Origin of the sequence: Thiogranum longum (assembly GCF_004339085.1) — a bacterium.
GTDB lineage: Bacteria > Pseudomonadota > Gammaproteobacteria > DSM-19610 > DSM-19610 > Thiogranum > Thiogranum longum.
In genome coordinates, this window is record NZ_SMFX01000001.1 from 1911211 (window position 1) to 1937192 (window position 25982).

The following is a 25982-nucleotide window of genomic DNA, read 5'->3' on the forward strand; positions in this document are numbered from 1 at the left end:
CTTTGAATAACCGGGAATTTTATGCCAGGAACACACTTCAAGGTTGAAATAAGACCGCAGTTACCGGAGCGACTGGAACGACTTCAGGAACTTGCCAATGACCTGTATTACAGCTGGAACCGCGGTGTACGGCGTCTTTTCAGACACCTCGACGAACAGACCTGGATAAACAGCAACAGTAATCCCAAAGTCTTTTTGCGTCGGGTGGGGCAGAAAAAACTCGAGCAGGCGGCCAGGGACCCTATTTTTCTGGGCGATTTCCGCAGTATTCTTTCGGAGTACGACACCTATATTCAGGAACGGCCGCTGACCGAGGTCGAATCTTCCCTGGATATGGATAACGATCTCGTTGCGTATTTTTCCGCGGAGTTTGGTTTTCACCAGAGTGTGCCGATCTATGCCGGCGGCCTGGGTATACTTGCAGGTGACTACTGCAAGGCAATGAGCAATCTCGGCGTGCCTTTTATAGGTGTCGGCCTGCTCTATCACGAAGGCTATTTCACACAGAGAATCCTGCGTGATGGCAAACAACTAGCGGATTACCCCCACGTAAACCCCGAAGACCTGCCCGTGACCGAGGCCCGTGATGCCCAGGGCAGAGAACTTGATGTCAACGTTATCATTGCCGGCCGCCCGGTCAAGATTAAAGTATGGGAGGTTCGCGCAGGCCACATAAAGCTCTATTTGCTTGATAGTGATATACCTGAGAACACGCCACAGGAGCGCGTCATTACCGGTCAGCTTTACGGTGGTGATTCAGAAGCCCGAATTAAACAGGAGATCGTGCTGGGTATCGGCGGCGTTCGTGCGTTGCGAGCTATGGGACTGGCGCCCACTGTATGGCACATCAACGAGGGACATGCCGGATTCCAGGTACTGGAACGCTGTCGGGAATATGTGGCTGCCGGAATGAAGTTCGACGCTGCGCTTGAGCTGGCCGCAGCAAATACGGTTTTTACCACGCACACTCCTGTACCCGCAGGACATGACATTTTCTCTACCGACCTGGTACGAACACACCTCAGCGCCCTGATCAACGATCTTGGCTGTGGCGAGCAACGTTTTCTCGCACTGGGCGAGAATTCTGACCACACCAGCGGATTCAATATGACAACACTGGGCCTGCATGGCTCACGATTTTGTAATGGTGTGAGTCGTATACACGGGCATGTTGCCGCCGAGATGGAGAGCCACCTCTGGCCGCAGATTCCGCCTGACGAGAACCCCATCGGTTACGTAACCAACGGTGTCGATGTTGACACCTTTCTGGGTCAGTCGTGGGCGGCGCTGTTTGATATGTATGTGGGGCGTGGCTGGCGAGCCAAGCTGACAGACAAACAGTTCTGGGGAAAATTCATCAACGAAATTCCGGATCATGTCTATCTAAGTGTCAGGCATATCCACAAGAATGCGATGCTAAAAGAACTGCGTTGCCGCATGATTGCACAATTGACGCGTAACGGTTGTGTTGAATCGGAAATCAGGACCTCAATCCGGCATCTGACGCCACCTTATGATGACATTCTGGTGATTGGCTTCGCGCGACGTTTTGCAACCTACAAACGTGCCACCCTGCTGTTTCGTGACATCGAACGGCTGGAACGCCTGGTCAACGACACGGATCGACCGGTCCTTTTTATTTTTGCCGGGAAAGCACACCCCAAAGACGTGCCTGGAAAACAGCTGATCCGTGAAATTACCGCGATTGCCAACCTGCCGGCATTCCGTGGCAAGATTCTCCTTCTTGAGGACTATAATCTTTCCCTGGCGCGCGACCTCTACCCCGGCGTGGATGTGTGGCTGAACGTGCCGGAATATCCCAAGGAGGCTTGCGGCACCTCGGGAATGAAGGCAGCCATTAACGGTGCTATCAATCTCAGTATTCTGGACGGCTGGTGGGCGGAAGCGTTCGATGGTGACAATGGCTGGGCGATTACACCGCACCCGGAGCTGGACGCAGAAACCCGTGATGCCATGGAAGCAGACGAGCTTCTGAATATTCTCGAGCACGAAGTTTTACCGCTTTACTTTTCGCGCGATGAAAACGGCGAAGCCCTGCCCTGGATTGAAAAATCAAAGGCATCATTGCTCACCATATTGCCTCACTTTAATAATATCCGCATGGCAAGTGATTACCTGCGTGATTATTACGGACCTGCAGCCAGTCAGGGCAAACGTCTGGCTTCCGATAACGCCGCCGGGGCGGTGGAGCTTGCCTGCTGGGAAAAGGTGGTTGCCGAAGCCTGGCCAGAAATTACCGCGCGGCTGACAAATGCGCCTGCCGATTCAATTGTCACCGGTCATCCTTTACCTGTCGAAGTTACCGTTGGATTGAACGACCTGCAACCCCGGGACGTGGAAGTAGAATGTGTGATTGGTCAGCGCGACGGCCTGGATGAATTCATCCCCGTTGCCAGCGTGCTTCTGAAACCGGATGCGCAAAGTACGCAGGGGGAGACGATATATCGTGCTGACCTGTGCAACCCCAGGCCCTGTGATACGTTTGACGGCCTCCAATATTACCAGATCAGGTTGTACCCGACTCATCCGCTGCTCAGTCACCGTTTCGCCTGTGGATTGATGCTATGGTTGTGAGGAAAATGACTTTCCGGCACCCCTGCGCGACGCAGGTAGTGGAGAAGCCCGGGGCTACTTGATCCTTTTCCGTGGTCAGCGCAGGTATGACTTCTATGGGCATGGACTTCACATCCGGTTATCGCCTTGTTTCGGCCTTGTTCCTGCGCCTTCTGGGGCTGGTTTACCTGATTGCGTTTATTTCACTTGCTGTACAGGTCGAGGGACTGGCCGGTAGCAACGGCATTCTTTCCTTCAGCAACAAGCTGGCGGCTTTGCCACAACCCGTGGAACTTGCCAACTACCTGCGCGTGCCGACACTGTTCTGGATAAACAGCAGTGACGCCGCACTGGTGGGTGCTGCCTGGTCAGGTGCTGTTGCAGCACTGCTGATCGCTCTTGGCCTGTGGCAGCGGGTGGCCCTGGTGGCCGCTTTCGTGCTCTATCTTTCGCTGTATCACGCCTGTCTGCCGTTCCTGAATTTTCAGTGGGATGGCCTGCTGCTCGAGAGTGGTTTTCTGGCAATATTCCTGACACCGCAATCGCGCGTCGTGATTCTCCTGTTTCGCTGGTTGTTGTTCCGGTTACGCTTCATGTCCGGCTTGTCCAAACTGTCTATGGGCGATCCAAGCTGGTCGGGCCTGACCGCACTGAATTATTATTTTGAAGTCCAGCCGTTACCGACGCCACTGGCATGGTATGCACACCATTTACCGGAATGGGTGTTGCGTGCCGGCACAGCCGGCACGTTGTTCGTTGAACTCGTTGTGCCGTTTATGATGTTTCTGCCCAGGCGCTGGCGGTTTGTCGCGGCCTGGCTGACGATACTCTGGCAAGTATTGATCATGCTGACCAGCAACCATAACTGGATCAACATCCTGACCATTGTACTGTGCCTGTTTCTGTTCGATGACAAGGCAGTGGCGCGCGTCGTTCCGGACTGGCTGCAGTCCCACCTGAAGGGCCGCAGTGAAGCGGCCGGGGTGCGTTCAAACCCGGTAACCCGCTACGCAACAGCCTTGCTCGCCGTGAGCATTGTTACGCTCAGTCTGGCACACCTCTGGGAGCTGGCGAAGATGCAACAGGTGACGGGACCGCTCGGAACGGCGCTGAATTATGCAGAAGCCTACCGGGTAGTCAGCAAGTATCACGTATTCCCGACAATGCGCACCGAGCGGTTTGAGCTGGAAATCAGCGGTTCCCTGGACGGTGAGGAATGGCGGCAATACGTCTTCAAGTACAAGCCGGGCGACCTCTCGAAGCGGCCACCGGTGGTTCTCCCTCACCAGCCAAGGCTGGACTGGCAGATGTGGTTTGTCACCCTGCATCCAATGCACGGGTATTTTTTCCGGGCCTTCATGCAGGCATTATTGAGAAATGCCGAACCGGTTATAGATTTGTTGGCGAACAACCCGTTTCCCGATGAGGCACCGCGCTACCTGCGCGTTGATGCATACCGTTATCATTTCACTGATGCCGCAACACGTGCGGCCAACGGTCACTGGTGGTGGAGAGAGTATATCGGGCCCTTTACCCCGTTGCCGTGGCTGGAGCGTTCAGCACAAGCGCCGCAACACGGGTTTCCGGCATCACCGACAGCAGGAGAATCAACTCCACCCCATGTCCCCCGGCTTTACATACCCCCTCAGGTCGAGTGATTTACGAATTCGCCTGTGACAGGTTTTTGCTGGAGTGTAGACTGACACTCAAGCCATCAAGGAGAAGCTCTGTGACTGAAAGGGATATGACCCACGCGCCCGACCTGACCCGTAGCAGTGTCGGTACGGGTGCACTGCGCAGTCGACGGCCTGTTTACCAGGATTCCCTTCCACCGTGCAATGATGCGTGCCCGGCCGGTGAAAATATCCAGGCATGGCTCGATCTGGCGCAGGCAGGATACTTCGAAGAGGCATGGCAGAAGCTGGTAGAGGAAAACCCGCTCCCCGCCGTTCATGGCCGCGTCTGCTACCACCCTTGTGAGAACAGCTGTAACCGGAATTTTACCGATAGCAGTGTCAGTATCCATGCGGTTGAGCGATTTCTCGGAGACCGCGCGCTGCAGGAAGGATGGAATATCCGTTATACCCCGTCACCCGGGGGTGGCAGAGTGCTGGTTGTTGGATCCGGGCCAAGCGGCCTGTCTGCCGCCTACCACCTCACCCGCATGGGACACGCAGTGGAAATCCATGAGGCCGCTGCACTGGCCGGTGGCATGATCCACACCGGCATCCCGGCCTACCGCATGCCACGCAGCGAGTTACAGCAGGAAATCCGGCGCATCGAAGACATGGGTGTGAAGATTGTCCTCAATCGCAAAGTCGAAGATCTGCTGGCAGACATGGAAACCGGCAACTTCCAGGCAGCATTCATCGCCGTAGGTGCCCACATAAGCAAGAAAATCAATATACCGACACGCGACGCCGGTAAAATACTGGACGCCGTCACCTTTCTGAGCCAGGCAAACGGCGGCACTCCCCCGCTGCTTGGGCGCAAGGTCGCTATCTACGGCGGCGGCAACACGGCGATGGATGCAGCACGCACGGCGAAGCGGCTTGGCGCAGAACAAGCGGTGGTGATCTACCGCCGCGATCGAAAGAGTATGCCCGCCCATGACTTCGAGGTTCAGGAAGCGCTGGAAGAAGGTGTCGAGATCAAATGGCTGCACACCATCAGCGAAGTCGACAAGGGCGAGATGCAGATCGAGTTGATGGAACTCGATGCACAGGGCAAGCCACAACCAACCGGAAAGTTCGAGACCCTCGATTCCGATGCAGTGATTCTCGCAGTGGGACAGGACAGTGACACCTCGTTCCTCAGGGGGATTGATGGCATATCATTCAATCGCGACGGGACAGTGATAGTCGGAGACGACATGATGACCGGTCACGACGGGATTTTTGCCGGTGGTGATACAATTCCCGGCGAACGCTCGGTCACCATCGCCACCGGCCACGGGAAGCGCGCTGCCCGCTATATCAATGGTTATCTTCGTGGCGAGCCCTTCTCCTACCCCAAACGCCACCCGGTAGTAGATCACACCATGATCCACCTCTGGTACCGCACGGATGCGCCGAAGACAGAACAGCCCTGCCTGGACAGGGAAAAGCGGGCACAGGGTTTTGACGAAATTGTTCAGGGACTTGATGCGCAGGAAGCACAGTTCGAAGCACAGCGTTGTTACTCCTGTGGCAATTGTTTCGAGTGTGATGGCTGTTACGGAGCCTGCCCCGAGGGGGCAGTGATCAAACTCGGCAAAGGACTTCGCTACCGGTTCGATTACACCCGCTGTACCGGCTGTGCGGTCTGCTACGAACAATGTCCCTGCCACGCCATCGAAATGATTCCCGAGCCTGCCAACAGCGGAGAAGCACACCATGGGTAACAGCAGTCGTATCGCTACAATGGACGGAAATGAGGCGGTCGCCCATGTCGCCTACCGCGTCAGTGAAGTTTGTTCTATCTACCCTATCACTCCTTCGTCGACAATGGCCGAGCTGGCCGACCTGTGGGCCTCGAAGGGTGTGCAGAATATCTGGGGGCAGATTCCGGATGTGATCGAAATGCAAAGTGAAGGCGGTGCTGCGGGCACTGCACACGGCGCACTGCAGACCGGTGCCCTGACAACCACGTTCACCGCATCCCAGGGCTTGATGCTGATGCTCCCCAACATGTACAAGATTGCCGGGGAACTGACCCCGGCAGTATTCCATGTCGCTGCACGTTCACTGGCAGCGCAGGCACTTTCCATTTTCGGTGACCACCAGGATGTGATGGCAGCACGCACGACAGGATTCGCCGAACTGTCATCCGCGTCAGTGCAGGAAGCGCACGATATGGCACTGGTCAGCCATGCCGCAACGTTAAAGTCGCGTATTCCCTTTATCCACTTTTTCGACGGGTTTCGAACCTCCCACGAGGTGAACAAATTGCACATGCTCCCGGACAAAGTCATCCGTAGCATGATAAAGGAAGAACAGGTACTCGAACACCGCCGACATGCCCTCAATCCCAACAATCCTTTCATTCGCGGAACAGCCCAGAATCCCGACGTCTACTTCCAGGGACGGGAGACGGTAAATCCGTTTTACCGGGACGCGCCCGATATAGTCCAGGCGGTGATGGATGAGTTTGGCCAACTCACCGGACGTCACTACAAGTTGTTCGATTATGAAGGTGATCCCGGCGCGGATCGCGTGATTATTATTATGGGTTCCGGCTTCGAAACGGTGCTGTCGACCATCAAGGTGCTGAATGCACAGGGTGAAAAGCTGGGGGTCATCAACGCGCGCCTGTTTCGTCCGTTTTCGGCACAGCACCTGCTGCAGGCGCTGCCGCCAACAGTGCGCTCCATCGCCGTGCTCGACCGTACCAAGGAGCCGGGGGCGACTGGCGAGCCGCTATACCAGGACGTTTCTACCGCACTCCTTGCGGCCTTCTCGGAAGGCCGGCTGGCACAACTGCCCCGGGTGATTGGTGGCCGCTATGGACTCTCATCAAAGGAGTTCACACCGGCAATGGTACAGGGGGTGTTCCGGGAACTCAGCCGGCCACAACCAAAAAACGGTTTCACAATCGGCATCAATGACGACCTCACCCATACCAGCCTCGACTATGACCAGGATTTCGATATCGAATCCCCCGAGGTCACCCGGGCACTCTTCTACGGCCTTGGTGCAGACGGCACCGTGGGTGCCAACAAAAACAGCATCAAGATAATCGGCGAAAATACCGACCTTCATGCCCAGGGGTACTTTGTCTACGATTCCAGGAAATCGGGTTCGCAGACCATTTCCCACCTCCGTTTTGGCCCCGATCGCATCCGCGCCCCGTACCTGATTCAGTCAGCGAATTTCATTGCCTGTCACAAGTTCAACTTTGTCGAGAAACATAATATCCTGGCGGACGCAGTCGATGGGGCCGTCTTCCTGCTCAATTCTCCCTATAGCCGTGACGCGGTGTGGGACCGTCTGCCGAAACCTGTTCAGGAAACAATACTGGCACGCAAAATTCAGTTCTACACCATCGACGCAAGTACCGTAGCCGCCGCCGTCGGTATGGGACGGCGCATCAACACCATCATGCAGACGTGTTTCTTTGCTCTCTCCGGTGTACTGCCGCGGGATGAAGCGATAACGAAAATCAAGCAGGCAATCGAGAAGAGCTATTTCCGCAAGGGAACGGATGTCATCGAGAAAAACTTCAGGGCAGTCGACACTGCACTGGAACACCTCTACCAGGTCGAGATTCCAGACCATGTCAGCAGTACCCGTCCGCTGGATCGGGTGGTTCCAGCCGAGGCGCCCAGATTTGTCAGGGAAGTGACGGCGGTGATGATGGCGGGGCACGGTGATGCGCTGCCGGTTAGCATGATCCCCAATAACGGCACCTTCCCCAGCGGTACCACTCGCTGGGAAAAGCGTAATATTTCCGATACCGTCCCTCTTTGGGAACCGGAGCTTTGCATTCAATGTGGCAACTGCAGCCTCATTTGCCCGCATGGCGTTATCCGCGCACGTTTCTATAACGAAAGTTTACTGGCAGCGGCACCGCACAGTTTCCCGTCGGCCGCAATGAGCGCCAGGGGATTTCCCGAGACCCGCTATACACTGCAGATCTACCTGGAAGATTGTACCGGCTGCAAACTCTGCACCGAGGTCTGTCCGGCACACAGCAGCGACAACCCGGAGCTTAAGGCAATCAACATGGTGGACAAGGCGCCGATCCACGAATCAGGGCGCGCGAATGTTGCCTTTTTCGAAACGCTGCCGCCCAACCCGCGTGCCCGCGTCGACTTCTCGTCGGTACGCGGCGCCCAGTTTCTCCAGCCACTGTTCGAGTTCTCCGGTGCCTGTGCCGGCTGTGGAGAAACACCTTACGTCAAGTTGCTGAGCCAACTGTTCGGCCCCCGCCTGCTGGTGGCCAACGCAACCGGTTGCTCATCTATTTATGGCGGAAACCTGCCGACCACACCGTGGACGGTTAACGAGCAGGGACACGGTCCGGCCTGGTCCAACTCGCTGTTTGAGGATAATGCCGAATTTGGTCTCGGCATGCGCATCGCAGCCGACCATCACGCCGCAATGGCCAGGGCCTACCTGCTGGAACTGTCCGGGCATTTCGAACCCGGGTTTGTCGATGCCATTATTAATTCAAAACAACTGGTCGGCGCTGATATTCGCGAACAGCGGGCACGGGTCGAGGAACTGACTCAAGGCTTGCGGGAAATCGACGATGACCGGGCGCGCGAGCTGCTCTCTATTGCCGATCACCTGGTACGGCGTAGCGTGTGGCTGGTCGGCGGGGATGGCTGGGCCTATGACATCGGCTCTGGCGGGCTCGATCATGTGCTGGCATCAGGGCGCAATGTCAACGTCCTGGTACTGGATACCGAGGTCTACTCCAATACCGGTGGGCAGATGTCAAAGGCAACACCCCTCGGCGCCTCTGCCAAGTTTGCATCGGCCGGCAAGCGGGTCGGTAACAAGGACCTCGCACTGCAGGCCATGTCTTATGGCAACGTCTACGTGGCGCGTGTGGCGATGGGGGCCAACCCCCAGCAGACCTTGCTGGCAATGCGTGAGGCAGAAGAGTACAACGGCCCTTCCATCGTCCTTGCCTACAGCCCCTGCATCGCCCACGGCTACGATCTGGGCAAGGGAGTGGAACAACAGAAGCTGGCAGTCGCCAGTGGCTACTGGCCGCTTCTCCGTTTCAATCCCGAACTGCGCAAGGCGGGCAAAATGCCCTTTGTCCTTGACTCACCACGTCCCACCATCAAGCTCAAGACATACGCCTACAACGAGATGCGCTACAAAATTCTCACCAGGACCAATCCCGACGAAGCCGAGCACCTGATGAGCGTTGCCCAGGAGATGGTTGATCTACGCTGGGAGAACTACGAGTACATGTCACAGCAGGTGCCCTCGAAATTCCATCCGAGTGCCTGACCATTTTAGTCTGAAGGGCGACTGACGCACGGCTTGAGCGCTAGACACCGATAGCCGGGGCGAATATAAATAACCTGTGAAAATCGTCATTGCACCCAACGCGCTAAAAGGCAGCCTGTCAGCAGCGCAGGCGGCTGAAGCTCTGGCGGCCGGGTGTCGCCAAGCCGCGCCGCAGGCTGAACTGGTAGTGCTGCCCGTGGCAGATGGTGGAGATGGTCTCGTTGCGGTACTGACACAGGCACTGAAAGCTGCCCCGAAAACGCTCCGCGTCAGCGGGCCACTGGGTCAACCGGTTGAAGCCGATTGGCTCTATTGCGATGAACATCATAGGGCTGTTATCGAAACGGCTGCTGCTGCCGGTCTGGCACTACTCGATCCGCAAGAACTGGCCCCGATGACCGCGAACACACGTGGCGTGGGAGAGCTCATCCTCGCGGCCCTCGACGCGGGCGCGCAGCGCATCCTGCTCGGTATCGGCGGCAGCGCCACCAGCGACGGCGGCATGGGCATGGCGCAGGCCCTGGGTGTAGTGTTCCGGGATCGCGAGGGCCGGATAGTCGAGGCAGGTGGCAGTCACTTGACAGAGATTGCCGGGATCGACAGCAGCAATCTCGATCCACGCCTAAGGGAAGTACAGATTCAGGTCATCTGTGATGTAGATAACCCGTTACTGGGTGCGCGAGGCGCGGCCCGGGTTTTCGCACCCCAGAAAGGTGCCGACGCCGCGCAGGTGGAGCAACTGGAAGCCGGACTGGCCCAGTATGCCGGACAGCTGGAACACTTCCTCGGCAAGGACGTACGCAACATTGCTGGCGCCGGTGCAGCCGGTGGTCTGGGAGCCGGCGCCATCGCCTTTCTCAACGCTGAATTAAAACCGGGTGCGGAGCTGGTACTGGAACTCCTGAAGTTCGACGACGCACTGGAGGGCGCGGACCTGGTCATCACCGCCGAAGGTCAGCTTGATGGGCAGACAGCATTTGGCAAGGCTCCTGCCGCCGTTGCACGGCACGCCAGGGCAGCGGGCATTCCCTGTATTGCCATCGCGGGAAGTCTGGGTGAAGGTGCCAACGAACTGGACAAGATCGGCATAACGAAAGTCTATACGCTGTGCCGGGACTCCGTGTCGGTCGAGGATGCCATGTCGAACGCTGCAGAGTATCTACGGGAAACCGCTGCACTGGCAACCCGGTCGTTCTGTCTATGAAAGGTACACCGGAAGCACCGGCCTGTTACGGCTGAGCCGGTGACTTTGGAGAGAAGATGAATACATCAGGGTTTGCTGGCCGTCAATCGGGAATACGACACTCGACAATGAGCGGCAAGTGGTCGGAGGCAACACGCACCAGTTCGCTATCCGGCAACTCGATGTCGGTCACGCTCAGGCTGGAATCAACAAACACATGGTCGATACGGGCCGTGGGAAAGCGTCCTGAAAAAGTAGCTCTTGGCCGGTGATGTTCCAGCTCGATCTGCGCGTCGTTAAGGCGGTCACGCAGCCTGCGGCACACGGGCGAGGATGGCAGCGCGTTGAAGTCGCCGCACAGCACGACCGGTCCACTGCACGCGGGGTGCCCCAGCCATTCCGGTCCAAGCAATGCCTCTGTCTGGGCAATGCGTTCGCGCGCCAACAGACCGAGATGTGTGTTCATGACCTGAATCGTTGTACCGCCCAGTTCAACCTCCACCCACAGGATCCCGCGCGGCTCAAGCGACGGTTTGTCGGGCAATCCCGGCAGCGCTCCTGTCTTGATCAGTCGCAGGGGCAGATGCGTCAGGATCGCATCGCCGTAACGCTCTTCCTCGATGTGCATGGCCGGATGGAAATGAAAATCCATCTCCAGGCACCGGGCAATAATATGGGCCTGGTCCATGCCTTCGGTGCGTGCCCGACCCACATCCAGTTCCTGCAAGGCCACAATGTCCGGCGCACAGCGGGCGATCACACGGGCGATGCGCTCTGGCGAAAGTTTGCCGTCCATGCCGATACAGCTATGCACATTGTAGGTCATGATACGCAGCGTATCCCGGGCAGCGACACGCATCCCGGCCGAACGTTCATCCATGTGCTTTTGATTTTTTGCCGTTTCGTGACCGGCGCGACCCAGAAAATGCAGCGCAGCATTGCGCAGATCACTGGCACGCAAATAGTCTCGCCCTGTGACCGGCAAGGGCGCATCAGTCGGTACCAGTGCGAAGGCGTTGGTCTCTTCAGGCCCGGCGCCACCGTGAGCACCGTTCTCGATAGGAAAGCTTAATGCTGTCACGCCATTACGCCAGCCACAGAGCACAAACGCTCCTGCATCCCGGTGATGACAAAGGGCGACCAGATCTGCGGCGGCTTCCTCCAGGCAGGGATGGTCCGCACCCAGCACATCGGCGGCCTGTTGCGGCAGGGTAAAGGTTCCGCTATCGGTCCATGCCGTCACAACACCCGAAGCCGCCGGCGCAAGCACCAGTGGTACCCCGGCACTTGCCACCAGTGCCCGTGCCACGGCATCGCGTTCGGCCGGCGCCAGCCCGGCTTTACAGTAAACCAGTCCCACCGGCCCCTGTGCCGCGACTTCCACCGGGTCACTGGACGCCTGGCCTGGCATCAGGCTTTGTACCGGAAACAAATGCTGTATCTTTTTACCGCCGAGCTGGCGTACCCGCTGGGTCTGAACCCCGTGCAGGCTGTGCGCCGGCAGTGGGCCCGCCGTTAGTCCGAGCTCTGCGAACACCGTGGACACGGCATCACCGATGCTGCGGCCGTGCAGTTTGTGATAAGACTGAACCTGCTGCTGACCATGATCGGAATACACCCACACATCATAGTGACGGTGGACCGAGCGGTGCGACGCGCGCCAGATACGGGCGATGGCATCGTCGATGCCTTTAAGCGTCCAGTGGGCGAACAGCGAAGCCGGGCCACGCCGGTGGGCCTGCTCATCATAACCGAGGAGGTTCAGGTGAATAATGGGCACACCGCGTGCGACATCTATCTTGGCCCCGATGGTGACCAGCTCACGCAACAGGATGGAAATCGCCACCCGCGTCGGTACGAACTTCAGTTCCTTGATGAGGTCGTGACCTTCAATCAAACCACGCACGAAATCAACCACCGCCAACACCAGCTCCACGACCAGAAGCACGGCTGTGCGCAGGAAACTGTAGGCGTTGCTGAGAATCAGAAACAGCATAACCAGCGGGTTGGCTGCACGCAGGGCCGGTCCCCAGCCCAGCGATGAGGGGCAGAAGTGGGGCTCACTGGCTCCACCCGTGTAATTATTCGCGTAGGAACTCCCTCCCTTGAGCAGTGGCTCGCCGCCCTTCTCCTCCAGCTCCCGCTCCACGCCGGCTGCAGTGGCGGGTTCGATCATACGGACGATGCGCCCGCTGGCGCTGTCGCGAAAACTGAAAGCCGGCACCACCCCTTTCACCCCGTAAAACAACTCGCCCTGACAGGCAGCGGTGGTCGCCGGTACGCCTGCATACTGACGGTGCAGCGTGTAGTGTTCACGCTGCAACAACCGATTGAGAAAGGGCATGTTGCCGTGCTGCAGGGCTCGCTTCAGCTGCGTATGGGCCAGGCCGTCGATCTGGATCATAACCAGACCCGGGGCGGTCGACGGTGCCCCGGACCTTGGCAGACGCAGCAGGGTCGCCAGCCATTCACTACGGCTCAACGCGCGCCGTATTCGCCGCAGGCAGGTTTCAATGCGGCCGATCACGGTGGTGTCCGGTCAGCCTGTTCCGCCTCGCTCAAGGCGACAGTGGCTGCTCCCGCCATACCCGTGAGGATGTCCCATTCGGCCTTGATGCGATCCACGATGCGCTGCCACTGCTCATACTCGTCAGCGCGTGTGATATAACTTTTTTCTCTCAGCGCCTGGTAATGACCAAGAGCTTTGTCCGCTACCCGTGGCATGGAGAATGCCTCGGCGGTCTCCCTCGCCCCCTGCCTGAGTTTTTGCCGGCCTTCTTCAGACAATGCTGCGACCCATTGCAGGCCGGCAGCAAATGCTTCGATGTTTTCCTCGCGTAACAAGCGGCCATTACACTGATCCCTGACCACCTCCCGCACCCCGGGCGCATCCAGCCCCACCACCGGCACACCGGCGGCCATGGCCTCGGTCAGTACCATACCCTGGGTCTCACTCTTTGAGGTAAAGGCGAATACGTCCATTGCGTGATAGGCATCGGCTGTTTCGGCAGGCTGAAGGATACCGGCAATATGCAGCCGGTCCGTCAGATCCGCGGCTTCGAACACGGTTCGAATGGTCGATTCTGATGGACCCTTGCCCACCAGCAGAAAATGCGCATCGGGTGCAGACTTGAGGAAGTGGACCACCGCGCCAGCCAGGAACTCCAGGTTCTTCTCCGGTGCCAGTCGCCCCAGGTGACCGACAACAAATGCTTCGGCAGGGATACCGCAATCGCTGCGAAAGCCGGCCCCATCACCCTGTGCGTAGTGCACCACATCCACCCCCGTTGGCACTACCGCGATGGGCGCCTGCACATCGCGTTCACGCAACAAGGCAGCTATGCTTTCGCTGGGAGCGAACACCTGGTCACAGAGGTTGGCGTAGCGGGTAGCCAGTTCGATCACGAAACGTCTGAAGGCCGGCGAATCGAGTGGCACATAATGGGTGTACTGTTCGTAGCGGGTGTGGTGGGTAAATACCAGCGGCAGCTTACGGTAGCGCGCGATACGCAACGCGGTCATACCTAACAGATAGGGATGATGGGCATGTACGATATCGGGCTGAAACACATCCAGCTCTTCGCCGAGCAGGCTGAAGCCCGGCAGGGGTGCAGCGAAGTCACTGCCGTTGAAGTGCTGGATGGCGGGGACGCGTACGACGTCCATCTCGTCAGCGGGCTGGTTATCGAACTCGGGCGCAACGACCAATACCCGGTGGCCACGGCGTCGGTATTCGGCAGTGAAGGCCGACACAGAGCGCGCTACCCCACCGACGTGCGGGATAAAGGTGTTGGTCAGCATTACAATATTCATCACGCTTCCTTGTGCAGTTCAACAGCACTTTGGCCGGGTTGCACCGCCACAGGCCGGAAACCGGGTAGACGTACCTCGATGGGCGGCGCACTGTTGTGCCACTCGGCTTCCCAGTTGACCCTGACATGCTTGTCGCCGGGAACAAGTTCAAGGGTCAGTGTGCCGAAAGCGGTTGGCGCAGGACCGAAGTTCGCCACTGCACCGCCCTCAAGCCAGCGCTTGGGTAGCCCCTGACACAGGATCAAACCGTCACCCTCCTCACGCACGAAACAGTGGCGCACCATCATCACCCATTCGGCCGCTGCCCACACATGCTGGCCGTCGCCCATGCAACCACCGCCAGTACGCGGATGGATCGCCTCCGGCCACTGCCCGGTAGGGCTGGCCAGCGCCGCGACAGTATCCAGTAATTCCAGGTAGCGTGGATCACCTGCACGTAGCAGCACCTGGGCAATGTGTAGCGTCAGGTAGGGGTTGATACCCGCGTGAATCATGTCCTGGAAGAAACCGCCATGAACGCTGCAGTTGTCCAGCAGAAATGCGGCTGTATCGAGCAGGCGTGGATCGTCCGCCGGGCAAAGCTGTACCGGGTAACCCGCCGCCAGCGAACCGATGGCACCAGCGTCCAGGCGGCGAGTGGGCGCAGCCGGCATCGCGGGACGTGCAAGCCGTTCAGCACAGCGGGCGAGGCTTTTATCAACATCGGCCTGAAATGCATCAGCCTCGGCGAGGAATTCCTGACTGGCAACTTTATCATCCATAGTGCTGGCCAGATCCGCTGCGGCACGCAAACCGGCAATACCCCAGAAGTCGTCCCAGTAGTAGTAGTCATTAGGCCCGAGATGTTCGGCACTGAAACCGGCCGGTAATAACCCGCTATGAGGTGAGTCGGCTTCACCGCTCAGCCGTTTTCTGCCGATCCAGCGGGCGCCACGCAGGATGGCTTGCCGCCAGCTACGTTTGGGCGGCGTGTTCGTTAATGCACAAAAGCGCTGCATGATCCACAGCGCCTGACCATTCGCGTCCCATTCACCCTCCTGGGAATGGAAGTAGCCAGCTACGGTCTGCCGGCTCGGGAAACGATCCAGGGCGCGTTCACCGCGATCCGACAGGCCGGCGCATAACAGGGCATGGATAATGAAAGCCGCGTCACGAAACCAGAAGCGCTTGTAGGTGTAAGGCCCGGGATAGACATCACCGGGCGAATGCAGGATCAGCGTACGCAAGGCAGCAGCGTAAAGAAACTGTACCTTTTCATCCGCTATACGAAGTTGGCAGCAGCCCTGCAGTGCTTCCTGCCAGCCCGTAGTGGAAATCGACTGCGCGTGAGCAGGGCCATGTGCAAGCGGTATATGCACATCCAGATCGCGCAGCTGCCCGGGTGCCAGACGAAACAATGCCGCCGCTGTCACCATACCCACCTCACACACACCTGCCGTCTCCTCCTCCCGATCCTGCAGATGGATCGCCACATCACCGCCGCGATAGTCCGCAACATGGTGCCGTTCCGCCGCTGCACCGAAGGTAACGGCACGCTGTCCGTCGATGGTCCAGTCCGTACGCCCGGTAGAGAGCTCGACCTGGTGAATAAAACTGATCCCTTCAGGGTTGCAGGGGCGTAGTGCCAGCACCAGCCACCCGCCCTGTTCACTACCGGCGCTTAGCCGCAGCTGACAAACGGGTACTGCAGATTCAAGCTGCACCGAAACATGGCTACACAAGGTCTGACCGTCTTGTGCGGTTTCGGTGACCACCGCAAGACTGTCGCCCAGGTCCCAGTGCTGACTGACTTGCTTTGTTCGTGATGGCAACAGGCAGTGTCCGTCATCCCTCATCACCCAGGCATCCAGCGACCAGCCGTCGTAGAGCGGTGTGAGCAGACCGCGTGGATCGACTATCGGCAATTCATCGATATCCGGTAGCCCGACGGCCGTCCAGTTACGGTGGGTTAAATTAACATGCGTGATGGAAAAGGCACGGGGAACAAAGGCGTCGTCTTCGGGATCGTACTGCCGCTCGATCCACCAGGGCCAGACCCAGTCCAGGTTGTGCTGGATAACGCGGGCATTAATAAGCCCACGTGCATGGAACACCACCCCGGCGCGTAATAGCTCAACCGGTTCTGCCACCTCGGCAGGCTGTGCGAAGCGGTGCAACCGCGCCAGCAGTGCCACCGGGTCAAGGAACCCGTGAGCGCGGGCAATACGGCGAATAAAGAATCGCCAGGGCAACCACTTTAACCACGGCATTATTATTCTCCCTTCGTGTCTTCCTCATCGGTGTACTTTGCCAGGGTCCGGCTCGCCAACCGGCCGAGATAGACCACCACCCCGACAGCGACCAGAAAACCGGCACTGTACAGGCCCCATTCGAGCGGTGTCCGCCCGGTGTTGCGTGTCCCAAGCATAGCAACATCAGCTGCAATCGAACCGAGATATACATTGTTCAGCGAGAGCGGAATGACGCCGAGAAAGGTGCCGACGCTGAAACCCCGTAACGAGAAAGCCGTAAGCCCGAAAAAATAGTTGGAGAGCTTGAACGGGAAAAGCGGTATCAGCCGGGTAAGCATGACAATCTTCCAGCCCTGGGGCGTCAGTTCCTCGCTGACCAGCTTCAATCTGGCGTGCTGCCGAACAAAGCGGGCGGCCCGTTCCCCAAACAGGTAGCGCGCTATCAGGAAGGCGATCACGGCGCCGAGGGTGGTTCCGACTACGACATAGAGTGTCCCCTCCACCACACCGAATACAAAACCGGCGCCAGTGGTAAACAATACACCCGGCAACAACAGCACAACCACCAGGGCCATAATCAGTATAAACAGCAGTGACGCCCAGGCGCCCTGCGCGTCGAGCCACGCCAGTAACCGCAGCACCTGATCGTCGATGTCGAACAGCAGCAACACACCCACCACGACTGTGACGAACACGATACTGGCAATAATGCCCCAAATGGCCGAACTGCGATTAGCCGACATGCCCGCTACCCTCCCTCAGCCCTCGACGCAGATCATTGGTGTAAGGCGCGCAGACCAAATACTGTCGTGGTTTCGGGATCAGTTTGTACTCCCTTTCCAGTTAAATGGCTCGCACTACATTAAACCATATATGCCAAAGGCCTATACTTTACCAGCCAGGGACAGTGATCTGGAGCAACAAAGAAACGGTAGCACAGTGACAAATAAAGCGAACCGACGATTTACCGGGCCCCGGTGAAATGGTCGGTCAGGAACGTGTACTGCCGCGGTGAAAGAACCCACGGCGGGTACATCGCTTGAGGATAGGGAACCGCATGGTGTCGGCTCCGGCAAAAAAACCGGGGCACAATGCGGATTAGAGGTCTCCATTCGGGATAACGAAACACTTGGCCGCTTGTTAGCAAAGTAATTATGATTCAGTACCTCAGCCTGGACGAAGTTCTGACCATTCATGAACGCCTCATTGAACATTTTGGCGGACCGCCGGGCATACGTGACCTGGGTTTGCTGGAAAGCGCCCTGTTCCGGCCCCGTACCGGTTACTACCAGGACATCGCGGAGATGGCCGCCGCCCTGTTTGAATCCTTGATCATAAATCATCCCTTTGTGGACGGTAAAAAGCGCGTGGCATTTTTTTCGACCGATGTGTTTTTACGCTTGAATGGCTGGAAATGTGTAGTGGAAGCCGATGCTGCACATCGGTTTATCATTGGCTGGCTGGAACGCGGTGAATGTGACTACGCGCATCTATTGCCCTGGCTACAGGCCTCGATACAGAAAGCATGATTTTAAGCATTGAATGGTAACGCACCTGAACGCCTCACCACCGTGGCATCCGTTGCACCACAATGCATAACTGATCCTGTAAATAATTACGTACAGTATTCAGCATAACTTCTTGCAGATCGATCCAAATTCATCTTGACTGATTTACGCCACATCCCGACGTTTTATCGCCTGTGCAATATCATAGGTTCCTTGCAGGTTCAGCCAGAGCTTTGGTGAAGTTCCCAACACCTCGGCCAGATCCAGTGCAGCATTGGCAGTTATCCCCCGCTTGCCACGGATAAGTTCATTCAAACGTGCACGGGTCCACCCCAGCTTTTCAGCAAATGCGGCTTGCTACCGCTCTTTTAAAATCAAGCACTTGTGGGGGCGCCCGTTGCTAGCGTTGCAGCACAGTGCAGGACAATGCACTACTGATCCCGTCAAAAGTCACGCACGGTATTTAATGGAGGTGGCACAACTTACAAAGATACCGTTGACTGCTCGTTTATTAATTTTCCGCCAACAGTGCCAACGGCGATGCCACTCGCGGATATCAGCAATAGTGATGGGCTGATCAACCAGAACCGAGTTGATGACAACATTGTAGAGCTGATTCAACAGATCCAGCTCGATATCATCCATTTCTGCTGGATCGGTGATGCCGAGTTTATTTGCCAGCACAATTACCGATAACACCACCACTACATCCGCATCCGGGGTCCGGTGCACTTGCCTTGAGATCAGTCCATGGCTGGTCGATCTGTCCGGCCGCGCTACGCGGCATGTGTAAATTAATGCCTAGGCTGGATATTCATCGAATACCGGGTTTATACTTCCTATACACTCTTCTTGTTGCATGATCTTTCTCCTGTCGTTATTTTAATGACGGCTAGCGGTCGATCACAATTTCCAGGTATTCCGATGGTACGACCATCGTCCCGTCGGTGGCTTGGTTGAGGTTACCGATGAGGCGCAGGATATCTTGCCCCAGGGATTCACCGCTGGCCTCATCGAGGAACTCAAAGGCCTTGACCAGCGGCCCGTAGTAGGACCTGAACAGGTCGAGCCAGTGCGCCGGTGAGTGATAGCGAAATATGTACTGGCGTGGCGTGGCCCTGATGTTCTCGACCTGTGTCCCGAAATGTTCTTGTAAAAACGGCTCTGTCCCCCAGGCAGCCGGGGAATTCAGGCCCGGTGGTGGCGGAACATACCCACCGACAGTCTTGAAAATCTGGCCGATAAAACCCGTCGGCGTCCAGTTGGCCAGTCCGATCTTGCCGCCGGGTTTGCATACCCGGAGCAGTTCTGCAGCCGCCTGCGCCTGATCCGGTGCAAACATGACGCCGAACGTGGAAACAACGTTGTCAAAGACGGCATTGGAAAACGGCAGGTCTTCCGCATCCGCCTCCTGATAGTCAATGGCCAGGCCATCGGCATCGGCGCGGGTGCGCGATTGGGCGAGCAGCGAAGGCACGTAGTCTGTCGACACGACCCGGCAGAAACGCCGGGCTGCTGCCAGTGACACATTACCATTGCCGCCGGCAACGTCGAGAACGGACTGGCCGGAACGCATGTCCATGGATTCGCAGAGCTGTTCGCCGGTAATCTGAAGCGTCACGCCCACGCGACCATAATCACCCGTATTCCAGGTGGCTTGCTGTTTGGTTTTGATGGCCGTGTAGTCCGGTCTGACTGTATCGGTAATGGTTGTCTTGCTGGTCGAGCTTGCAGTGGTCATGGCTCTCTCCTGTCAGTGTGATTACAGGAAAAAGTCTATGCTTGATCTGCGCCGGTAACTTGAAGAATGCGTGTGGTTTCGGTGGGGACTGAGGGTAAGTCAGCTCGCCCCGCTGCCAGACGGCCCAAACTGCGCCAACGCACCACCGAGTTCATTACCCAGCAAGGTTGTTATCTGGAGCGCCGACAAGTCCGGTTTGATACGGTAGGCATCGTCAAGTGTCTGACGCGCGCGTTCGTGTTCCTCACGCACCAGATGCACCCCGGCAAGAATGACCCGCGGCATATAGCTGTGGTCGTCGCGTTGACAGGCCAGCTGCCCCTGCTGCAAGGCTGCTTCGACGTCGTCGGACAATAGCAGGGCGAGCGTCAGGAATGCCCCCCAGATTGACAGGCGACTGTCGAGGGGGCTGATACTCATACCATGATCCAGATGCGTGACTGCCTCATCGAGTCGCCCCTGTAGCATGCACACGGATCCGAGTGCAGCCCAGGCCTGGGCATTGGCGGGATTGATCTCAACCGCGTTGGTGAGTATCCGTATCGCCCTGTCCGGGTAGCCGATGTCTGCCAGGGCGCAGCCCGAAAAACCAAGCACGGTCGAGTCCATGCTGTCGAGGTGTAACGACCGTTCGGCTGCATCGAGGGCCTCGGCCCTGGCGCTGTCGCGGTCGCCGATCAATCCAACCCGCTCACCAAATCCCATGACCAACGACAGGCAGGAAGGCGCCAGGGCAAAGTCCGGTTCAAGTGTCCAGCTTCGGCGCAACAGCTCTGCGGCTACCGAAAAGGAATCGTGATGCCATCCCCTTAGCGCAAGCATGCTGTATGCCTCGAGAAACAGTTGCCGCGCGTTGGGTTCGCCGTCATTGGAACGCAGGGTATTGTAAATCGCGCGAAGCAGCTGCGGTTCGAGTTTGGCAATGATGGCCACTACGCCTTTATCAATCGCGCTGTCAGCATTCGCCGGAATCGAAAACTGCTCAGCCCACAGGCGCAGGTCAGATCGTGCATCGGTCAGTTGCACGGTAATGCGAACCCGGTCTTCGATCTCCTGCAGATTGGCATCGATAACAAAATCGACACCGAGTTCATCATGCAAGTCCCTTGCGCCCGGCGCCACAGCGGTGTTGTTGTAGCGGGTGGTCCGGGCACTCAGGCGCAATAGCGGAATACGGGTCAGAATGGTGCTGAGGGCACTGGTCAAGCCATCCGCAAGCCGAATGATCTCCGGGTTGCCTGACAAGGTCCGAAACGGCAATATAAGCAAACAGGGCCCGGTGTTGCCGGGGCGGATCGGCCGTGCCCCCGACAGCGCAGGAGTCCGGCCTGTTTGTGTCCGACGCTCTGATACGTTTTTCGTAAAATGAAACCCGCGGCCGCGTATTGTCCTGATATAGTTTTGTGTAACACCATTGTCACCGAGTGCCTTGCGCGCGTTCTTGATACAAGTCGAGATAGTGGTATCCGATACCAAACGGCCATTCCATACTTCATCGATTAGCTCGTCGCGGGTAAACAGCTGGGCCGGGTGACTGGCGAAATGCGCAATCAGATCGAACACCCGTGGTTCGAGCTGGCGACATTCACCATGCTGACGTAGCTCATAGCGGTCAGTATCGAGTTCGAAATCGCCAAAACACAGAATCATGCCACTTCTCCTGAACTTGCCGTAACAGACAGACCCGGATGGCAAATCCTGTCCAGGCAGATAACCGGGTTGAACAGGACATTTACAGGATAGCAGCAGCTCTGACCGCGAATGACTCGCCCGGCAGCCCGTCAACCGTTCGATAGCCCCGACTGACTGATTTACGCCACATCCCGACGTTTCATCGCCTGCGCAATATCATAGGTTCCTTGCAGATTCAGCCAGAGCTTTGGTGAAGTTCCCAACACCTCGGCCAGATCCAGTGCGGCATCGGCAGTTATCCCCCGCTTGCCACGGATAAGTTCATTCAAACGTGCACGGGTCCACCCCAGCTTTTCAGCAAATGCAGCCTGCGTCATTCCCGCAGGCTGAAGAAATTCCTCTAACAGGATTTCTCCCGGATGGAACGGATTAACTGGCTGTTTCATTGTTAAAACCTCTACTCTCAATGATAATCAACGACCTCAACCTCGAAGGCGTTACCACCCTGCCACCGAAATACAACCCGCCATTGATCATTGATACGGATTGAGTGGTAACCCTTCCGATTACCTCGCAGTGCTTCAAGCCGGTTCCCTGGCGGCACACGCAGGTCTTTCAGTTCAGATGCATCGTGTATATATAACAGCTTCCGTCTCGCCGCCCTCCTTAACTCTGGAGAAAACGAGCGGGTTGCACGGGAACGCCGGTCGTAGAAAAGATCCTCCGCCAGGCGATTCCCGAATGATTCAATCATGGAATATCATGTTATCGAAACCCGATAATATGATCAAGAGGCAGATCAACTACCAAAGGATACCGGGGTTACCACTTAATCGCAGATACTGAGACGAAAAAAGCCCAAGTGATTGACTCACTTGAGCTTTTAAAATTGGTAGCGGGGGCAGGATTTGAACCTACGACCTTCGGGTTATGAGCCCGACGAGCTACCAGACTGCTCCACCCCGCATCAGGAAGCGCGCATTCTAATGGCTTACTGGCCGTCCTGCAAGGACTTACGCGGGTTAGCGGCGCGTTTTTTCTCGCGATCGATGAGATGTCGCAGTTCGTGGCGATAAATGAAGCCCGGCAGGGCAAAAACCAGGAACAGGCAGAAGGTTATTGCATAGAATTCCCAGTCCTGAGCGTGGATTTCGCCCATACTCTTCTGCTCCAGCCCCATACCCAGTCCACCGACCACAAAGTACAGCAACAGCCACTCGGCGAGGCGTGCCCAGGGGGATTTCCCACCGCTCGGCGTATAGATAAACAGGATGCGATTACTGATCCACGGCAGGTTTGCCGCGATCACGGCAAGTACCAGCAACAGGATAATGGCAGTCTGGCTGGTCATGGGTTCAGGCGGGTATCAGGGGATGACCTGGCTGCACAGGGCCATCAGGCTACCCGGGAACAGACCAAGGAGCAGGATGACCAGCCCGTTCGCACTCAGCGCGAAGCGCAGGTCGAAATCTGTGGCCAGTGGCTGATCGTCAGTCGGGTCATCGAAGTACATCACCTTGATGAGGCGAATATAGTAATACGCACCGATCACCGAGAAGAATACCGCCACGCCGGCCAGCCAGATCATGTCCAGGTCCACGATAGCCTGTAGCACGGACAGCTTGGCATAGAAACCGACCGTCGGTGGTACACCCGCCATGGAGAACATCAGGATCAACATCACCAGTGCAAACCAGGGATTCCGCTGGTTCAGTCCCCTGAAATCTTCGATCTCGTCAGCTTCGAAACCGGACCGGCTGAGCAGGATGATCATGCCGAAAGCGCCGGCCGCCATCAGTGCATAGGTGATGATGTAGAACATGGCTGCCGAGTACCCGGCCTGTGTACCGGCCAGGATACCCAGCAGCAGGAAGCCCACGTGGGAAATGGTCGAGTAGGCCAGCATACGCTTGAGGTTGGTCTGTGCAATGGCGACCACATTACCGATAGCCAGTGACAACACGGCAAGGATCACCAGCATGCCCTGCCATTCTGCATGCAGGGAGCCAACCGACTCGGCCAGCAATCGCATGACCATGGCAAAGGCCGCAATCTTGGGTGCACTGCCGATATACAGCGTTACCGGTGTCGGTGCACCCTGGTAGACATCCGGCACCCACATGTGGAACGGTACGGCGCCCAGTTTGAATGCAATGCCTACTACGATAAACACTGTGCCAAACACCAGCGGGACGGTGCTTTCCTGCCGGCTCAGCGTATCGGCAATCAGGCCGATGTCGAGGGTGCCGGTCAAGCCATACAGGATGGACATACCGTACAGCAACATGCCGGACGCCAGTGCACCCAGAACAAAATACTTCATCGCCGCTTCGGAACAGGGATAGGAGTCGCGGTTAAACGCCACCATCGCGTACAGGGACAGAGACAAAAGCTCCAGTCCCAGGTAGACCGTCAGCAGGCTGTGTGCTGATACCATGACCATCATACCGAGCATGCCGAACAGGCCAAGCACGTAGTACTCACCCTTGAACAACCCGCGCGCTGTCAGGTAGTAACGCGAATACAGGAACGCCAGACCGGTCACCAGGTAGATGAACACCTTGAGCACGGCGCCCATCGGGTCGGATATAAAGGTGCCGAAGAACAGCAACTGTGTCTCGCCCTTGTCGATAGACAGGGTAATTACGGCCGCGATCACCAGTGTCAGCTGGGTCAGCCAGTAACTGATTTTGCGTTCATCATCACTCAGGAACAGGTCCAGTACCAGGATGAGGCAGGTCATCGAGAGCACGAAGATCTCGGGCAGTATCATGACAAATTCACTGGCGGGTACGATGATCATGCCGATTCCTATAGCTTCGATATCGCGATATGTGCGACAAGATTCTGAATACTGGTTTCCATCACTTCAACCAGCGGACCGGGCCACAAACCGAAGAACAACACCATAACCGCCAGGCTGCCGAGGATTACGGCTTCGCGGCCATTGATGTCGGTCAATGCCGCGACATTATCGTTACCCACTTCGCCGAACATCACCCGCTTCACCATCCACAAGGTGTAGGAGGCGCCAAGAATCAAAGTGGTCGCCGCCAGGAATGCAATCCAGAAATTTGCCTTGAAGCTGGACAGGATCACCATGAACTCGCCGACAAACCCGGACGTCCCCGGCAGGCCGGCGTTAGCCATGGCAAACAGCATCATGAAGGCCGCGAAGACCGGCATGGTATTCGCCACACCGCCGTAATCAGCGATCTCGCGGCTGTGCATGCGGTCATACAGGACGCCGACACACAGGAACATGGCCGCTGAAATAAAGCCGTGTGACACCATCTGCACCATGCCACCTTCCAGGGCCATTACCGACCCATGGCTGCTGCCGGCGTTGTTGTCCATGATGGTAAATATCAGGAAGAAGCCCAGTGTGACAAAACCCATGTGCGCAATCGACGAATAGGCAATCAGCTTTTTCATGTCCTGCTGTACCAGTGCCACGAAGCCGATGTAGACCACTGCCACCAGTGACATGAGGATGATCAGCCAGTCGAGCTGGTTACTCGCATCGGGTGTAATCGGCAGGCTGAAACGCAGGAAGCCGTAGCCGCCGATCTTCAGCATGATGGCCGCCAGGATCACCGAACCACCGGTGGGCGCTTCAACGTGCGCATCCGGCAACCAGGTATGCACCGGCCACATCGGCACCTTGACGGCAAACGCCAGCAGGAAGGCGATAAAGATCAGGATCTGTTCGGTTAGCCCCAGTTTCAGGGTATGGAAATCCAGGATGGCGAAACTGCCGGACTGCGTGTGCATGTAGATCAGCGCCACCAGCATGAACACCGACCCAAGGAAGGTGTACAGGAAGAATTTGATGGTCGCGTACACACGACGCGGCCCGCCCCACACGCCGATGATCAGGAACATCGGGATCAGCATGCCTTCCCAGAACACGTAGAACAGCATCGCATCCAGTGCCGCGAACACACCGTTCATCAACCCTTCCATGATCAGGAAAGCGGCCAGGTACTGGGCCGGTTTTTTCTTGATCACTTCCCAGCCCGCCAGTATCACCAGCACGGTGGTAAAGGCCGTCAGGATAATCAGCGGCATGGAGATACCGTCCACGCCAAGGTGGTACCAGATATTAAACGTCTCGACCCAGGAGGCGCGTTCCTGGAACTGCATGTCTGCCGTGCTCACGTCGAAGCCGGTATACAGCATCAGGCTCATCAGGAAAGTCACGACCGCAAAGCCGAGTGCAATCGGGCGCGGGTTGATGGTTTCCCATTCACTGGCAGCAAGCACCACCAGGCCACCGATAATCGGCAGCCAGATCACAATACTGAGCAGGGGTAACTCACTCATCCCTTATTCCTTTCGCCCGTCATCCCG

The 25982-nt window shown here is 57.2% G+C and carries 18 protein-coding genes, 1 tRNA gene and 1 pseudogene; 6 read left to right on the forward strand and 14 right to left on the reverse strand.

Going from position 1 to position 25982, the window contains the following annotated elements; all coding sequences use genetic code 11:
- Positions 1-21: 21 nt before the first annotated feature.
- The 5 genes from glgP (at position 22) to DFR30_RS09455 (ending at position 10725) form a co-directional block, all read left to right on the forward strand.
- Entirely contained in the window at positions 22-2595 is a 2574-nt protein-coding gene (gene glgP / locus DFR30_RS09435; protein ID WP_132972620.1) for an alpha-glucan family phosphorylase, read from the forward strand.
- 95 nt (positions 2596-2690) lie between these two features.
- Positions 2691-4232 (forward strand): lipase maturation factor family protein, encoded by a 1542-nt coding sequence (locus DFR30_RS09440; RefSeq protein WP_165869159.1) that lies wholly within the window; start codon positions 2691-2693, stop codon positions 4230-4232.
- Positions 4233-4303: 71 nt separating this feature from the next.
- Entirely contained in the window at positions 4304-5956 is a 1653-nt protein-coding gene (locus DFR30_RS09445; RefSeq protein WP_132972624.1) for an NAD(P)-binding protein, read from the forward strand.
- Entirely contained in the window at positions 5949-9521 is a 3573-nt protein-coding gene (gene nifJ, locus DFR30_RS09450; RefSeq protein ID WP_207891867.1) for a pyruvate:ferredoxin (flavodoxin) oxidoreductase, read from the forward strand. Before DFR30_RS09445 ends, nifJ begins: the two co-directional genes overlap by 8 nt.
- A gap of 76 nt (positions 9522-9597) precedes the next feature.
- Positions 9598-10725 carry a glycerate kinase gene (locus DFR30_RS09455; RefSeq protein ID WP_132972626.1) on the forward strand — a complete coding sequence of 376 codons (1128 nt, stop codon included), beginning with the start codon at positions 9598-9600 and terminating at the stop codon, positions 10723-10725.
- Between the two features lie 82 nt (positions 10726-10807).
- Here the strand turns inward: DFR30_RS09455 and DFR30_RS09460 are convergent, their stop codons facing one another.
- The 4 genes from DFR30_RS09460 to DFR30_RS09475 are packed head-to-tail and all read right to left on the reverse strand — an operon-like array spanning position 10808 to position 17491.
- Positions 10808-13231, reverse strand: a complete 2424-nt coding sequence (locus tag DFR30_RS09460; protein ID WP_207891868.1) for an endonuclease/exonuclease/phosphatase family protein — start codon at positions 13229-13231, stop codon at positions 10808-10810.
- Positions 13228-14517 carry a glycosyltransferase gene (locus DFR30_RS09465; protein WP_132972628.1) on the reverse strand — a complete coding sequence of 430 codons (1290 nt, stop codon included), beginning with the start codon at positions 14515-14517 and terminating at the stop codon, positions 13228-13230. Before DFR30_RS09465 ends, DFR30_RS09460 begins: the two co-directional genes overlap by 4 nt.
- On the reverse strand, positions 14517-16766 hold the full coding sequence (locus DFR30_RS09470; RefSeq protein WP_132972630.1) for a glycoside hydrolase family 15 protein: 2250 nt from the start codon (positions 16764-16766) through the stop codon (positions 14517-14519). The genes DFR30_RS09465 and DFR30_RS09470 overlap by 1 nt, the downstream gene beginning before the upstream one ends.
- Positions 16767-16768: 2 nt before the next feature.
- Positions 16769-17491 (reverse strand): TVP38/TMEM64 family protein, encoded by a 723-nt coding sequence (locus DFR30_RS09475; RefSeq protein WP_132972632.1) that lies wholly within the window; start codon positions 17489-17491, stop codon positions 16769-16771.
- Between the two features lie 411 nt (positions 17492-17902).
- Here DFR30_RS09475 and DFR30_RS09480 point away from each other — a divergent pair, with 411 nt between their 5' ends.
- Positions 17903-18277 (forward strand): type II toxin-antitoxin system death-on-curing family toxin, encoded by a 375-nt coding sequence (locus DFR30_RS09480; RefSeq protein WP_132972634.1) that lies wholly within the window; start codon positions 17903-17905, stop codon positions 18275-18277.
- Between the two features lie 144 nt (positions 18278-18421).
- Here the strand turns inward: DFR30_RS09480 and DFR30_RS09485 are convergent.
- From DFR30_RS09485 to DFR30_RS09530, 10 genes and pseudogenes are all read right to left on the reverse strand, one after another.
- Positions 18422-18601 (reverse strand): annotated as a pseudogene (locus DFR30_RS09485) (HigA family addiction module antitoxin); the annotation flags it as partial.
- A gap of 105 nt (positions 18602-18706) precedes the next feature.
- Complete coding sequence (locus DFR30_RS09490) at positions 18707-18958, reverse strand: hypothetical protein (RefSeq protein WP_165869160.1); 252 nt, start codon at positions 18956-18958, stop codon at positions 18707-18709.
- Between the two features lie 190 nt (positions 18959-19148).
- On the reverse strand, positions 19149-19997 hold the full coding sequence (locus DFR30_RS09495; protein WP_132972640.1) for a class I SAM-dependent methyltransferase: 849 nt from the start codon (positions 19995-19997) through the stop codon (positions 19149-19151).
- A gap of 99 nt (positions 19998-20096) precedes the next feature.
- Positions 20097-21647, reverse strand: a complete 1551-nt coding sequence (locus DFR30_RS09500) for a winged helix-turn-helix domain-containing tetratricopeptide repeat protein (RefSeq protein WP_132972642.1) — start codon at positions 21645-21647, stop codon at positions 20097-20099.
- A 161-nt stretch (positions 21648-21808) separates the two neighbouring features.
- Positions 21809-22075, reverse strand: coding sequence for a HigA family addiction module antitoxin (locus DFR30_RS09505; protein ID WP_132972644.1), 267 nt, complete (start codon positions 22073-22075; stop codon positions 21809-21811).
- A gap of 17 nt (positions 22076-22092) precedes the next feature.
- Positions 22093-22383 (reverse strand): type II toxin-antitoxin system RelE/ParE family toxin, encoded by a 291-nt coding sequence (locus DFR30_RS09510; protein WP_132972646.1) that lies wholly within the window; start codon positions 22381-22383, stop codon positions 22093-22095.
- Positions 22384-22519: 136 nt separating this feature from the next.
- A tRNA-Met gene (locus tag DFR30_RS09515) sits at positions 22520-22596 on the reverse strand.
- A gap of 24 nt (positions 22597-22620) precedes the next feature.
- On the reverse strand, positions 22621-22980 hold the full coding sequence (locus tag DFR30_RS09520) for a DUF2818 family protein (protein WP_132972648.1): 360 nt from the start codon (positions 22978-22980) through the stop codon (positions 22621-22623).
- 15 nt (positions 22981-22995) lie between these two features.
- On the reverse strand, positions 22996-24432 hold the full coding sequence (nuoN, locus tag DFR30_RS09525; protein WP_132972650.1) for an NADH-quinone oxidoreductase subunit NuoN: 1437 nt from the start codon (positions 24430-24432) through the stop codon (positions 22996-22998).
- Between the two features lie 8 nt (positions 24433-24440).
- Positions 24441-25955, reverse strand: coding sequence for an NADH-quinone oxidoreductase subunit M (locus tag DFR30_RS09530; RefSeq protein WP_132972652.1), 1515 nt, complete (start codon positions 25953-25955; stop codon positions 24441-24443).
- Between the last annotated feature and the right edge of the window lie 27 nt (positions 25956-25982).

Excerpts from the sequence above, each read along its gene's own strand:
- glgP (WP_132972620.1), top strand. The coding sequence starts at position 22 with ATGCCAGGAACACACTTCAAGGTTGAAATAAGACCGCAGTTACCGGAG.
- DFR30_RS09440 (WP_165869159.1), top strand. The coding sequence starts at position 2,691 with ATGGGCATGGACTTCACATCCGGTTATCGCCTTGTTTCGGCCTTGTTC.
- nifJ (WP_207891867.1), top strand. The coding sequence starts at position 5,949 with ATGGGTAACAGCAGTCGTATCGCTACAATGGACGGAAATGAGGCGGTC.
- DFR30_RS09465 (WP_132972628.1), bottom strand. The coding sequence starts at position 14,517 with ATGAATATTGTAATGCTGACCAACACCTTTATCCCGCACGTCGGTGGG.
- DFR30_RS09470 (WP_132972630.1), bottom strand. The coding sequence starts at position 16,766 with ATGCCGTGGTTAAAGTGGTTGCCCTGGCGATTCTTTATTCGCCGTATT.
- DFR30_RS09475 (WP_132972632.1), bottom strand. The coding sequence starts at position 17,491 with ATGTCGGCTAATCGCAGTTCGGCCATTTGGGGCATTATTGCCAGTATC.
- DFR30_RS09480 (WP_132972634.1), top strand. The coding sequence starts at position 17,903 with ATGATTCAGTACCTCAGCCTGGACGAAGTTCTGACCATTCATGAACGC.
- DFR30_RS09495 (WP_132972640.1), bottom strand. The coding sequence starts at position 19,997 with ATGACCACTGCAAGCTCGACCAGCAAGACAACCATTACCGATACAGTC.
- DFR30_RS09500 (WP_132972642.1), bottom strand. The coding sequence starts at position 21,647 with ATGATTCTGTGTTTTGGCGATTTCGAACTCGATACTGACCGCTATGAG.
- DFR30_RS09505 (WP_132972644.1), bottom strand. The coding sequence starts at position 22,075 with ATGAAACAGCCAGTTAATCCGTTCCATCCGGGAGAAATCCTGTTAGAG.
- DFR30_RS09510 (WP_132972646.1), bottom strand. The coding sequence starts at position 22,383 with ATGATTGAATCATTCGGGAATCGCCTGGCGGAGGATCTTTTCTACGAC.
- DFR30_RS09520 (WP_132972648.1), bottom strand. The coding sequence starts at position 22,980 with ATGACCAGCCAGACTGCCATTATCCTGTTGCTGGTACTTGCCGTGATC.
- nuoN (WP_132972650.1), bottom strand. The coding sequence starts at position 24,432 with ATGATCATCGTACCCGCCAGTGAATTTGTCATGATACTGCCCGAGATC.
- DFR30_RS09530 (WP_132972652.1), bottom strand. The coding sequence starts at position 25,955 with ATGAGTGAGTTACCCCTGCTCAGTATTGTGATCTGGCTGCCGATTATC.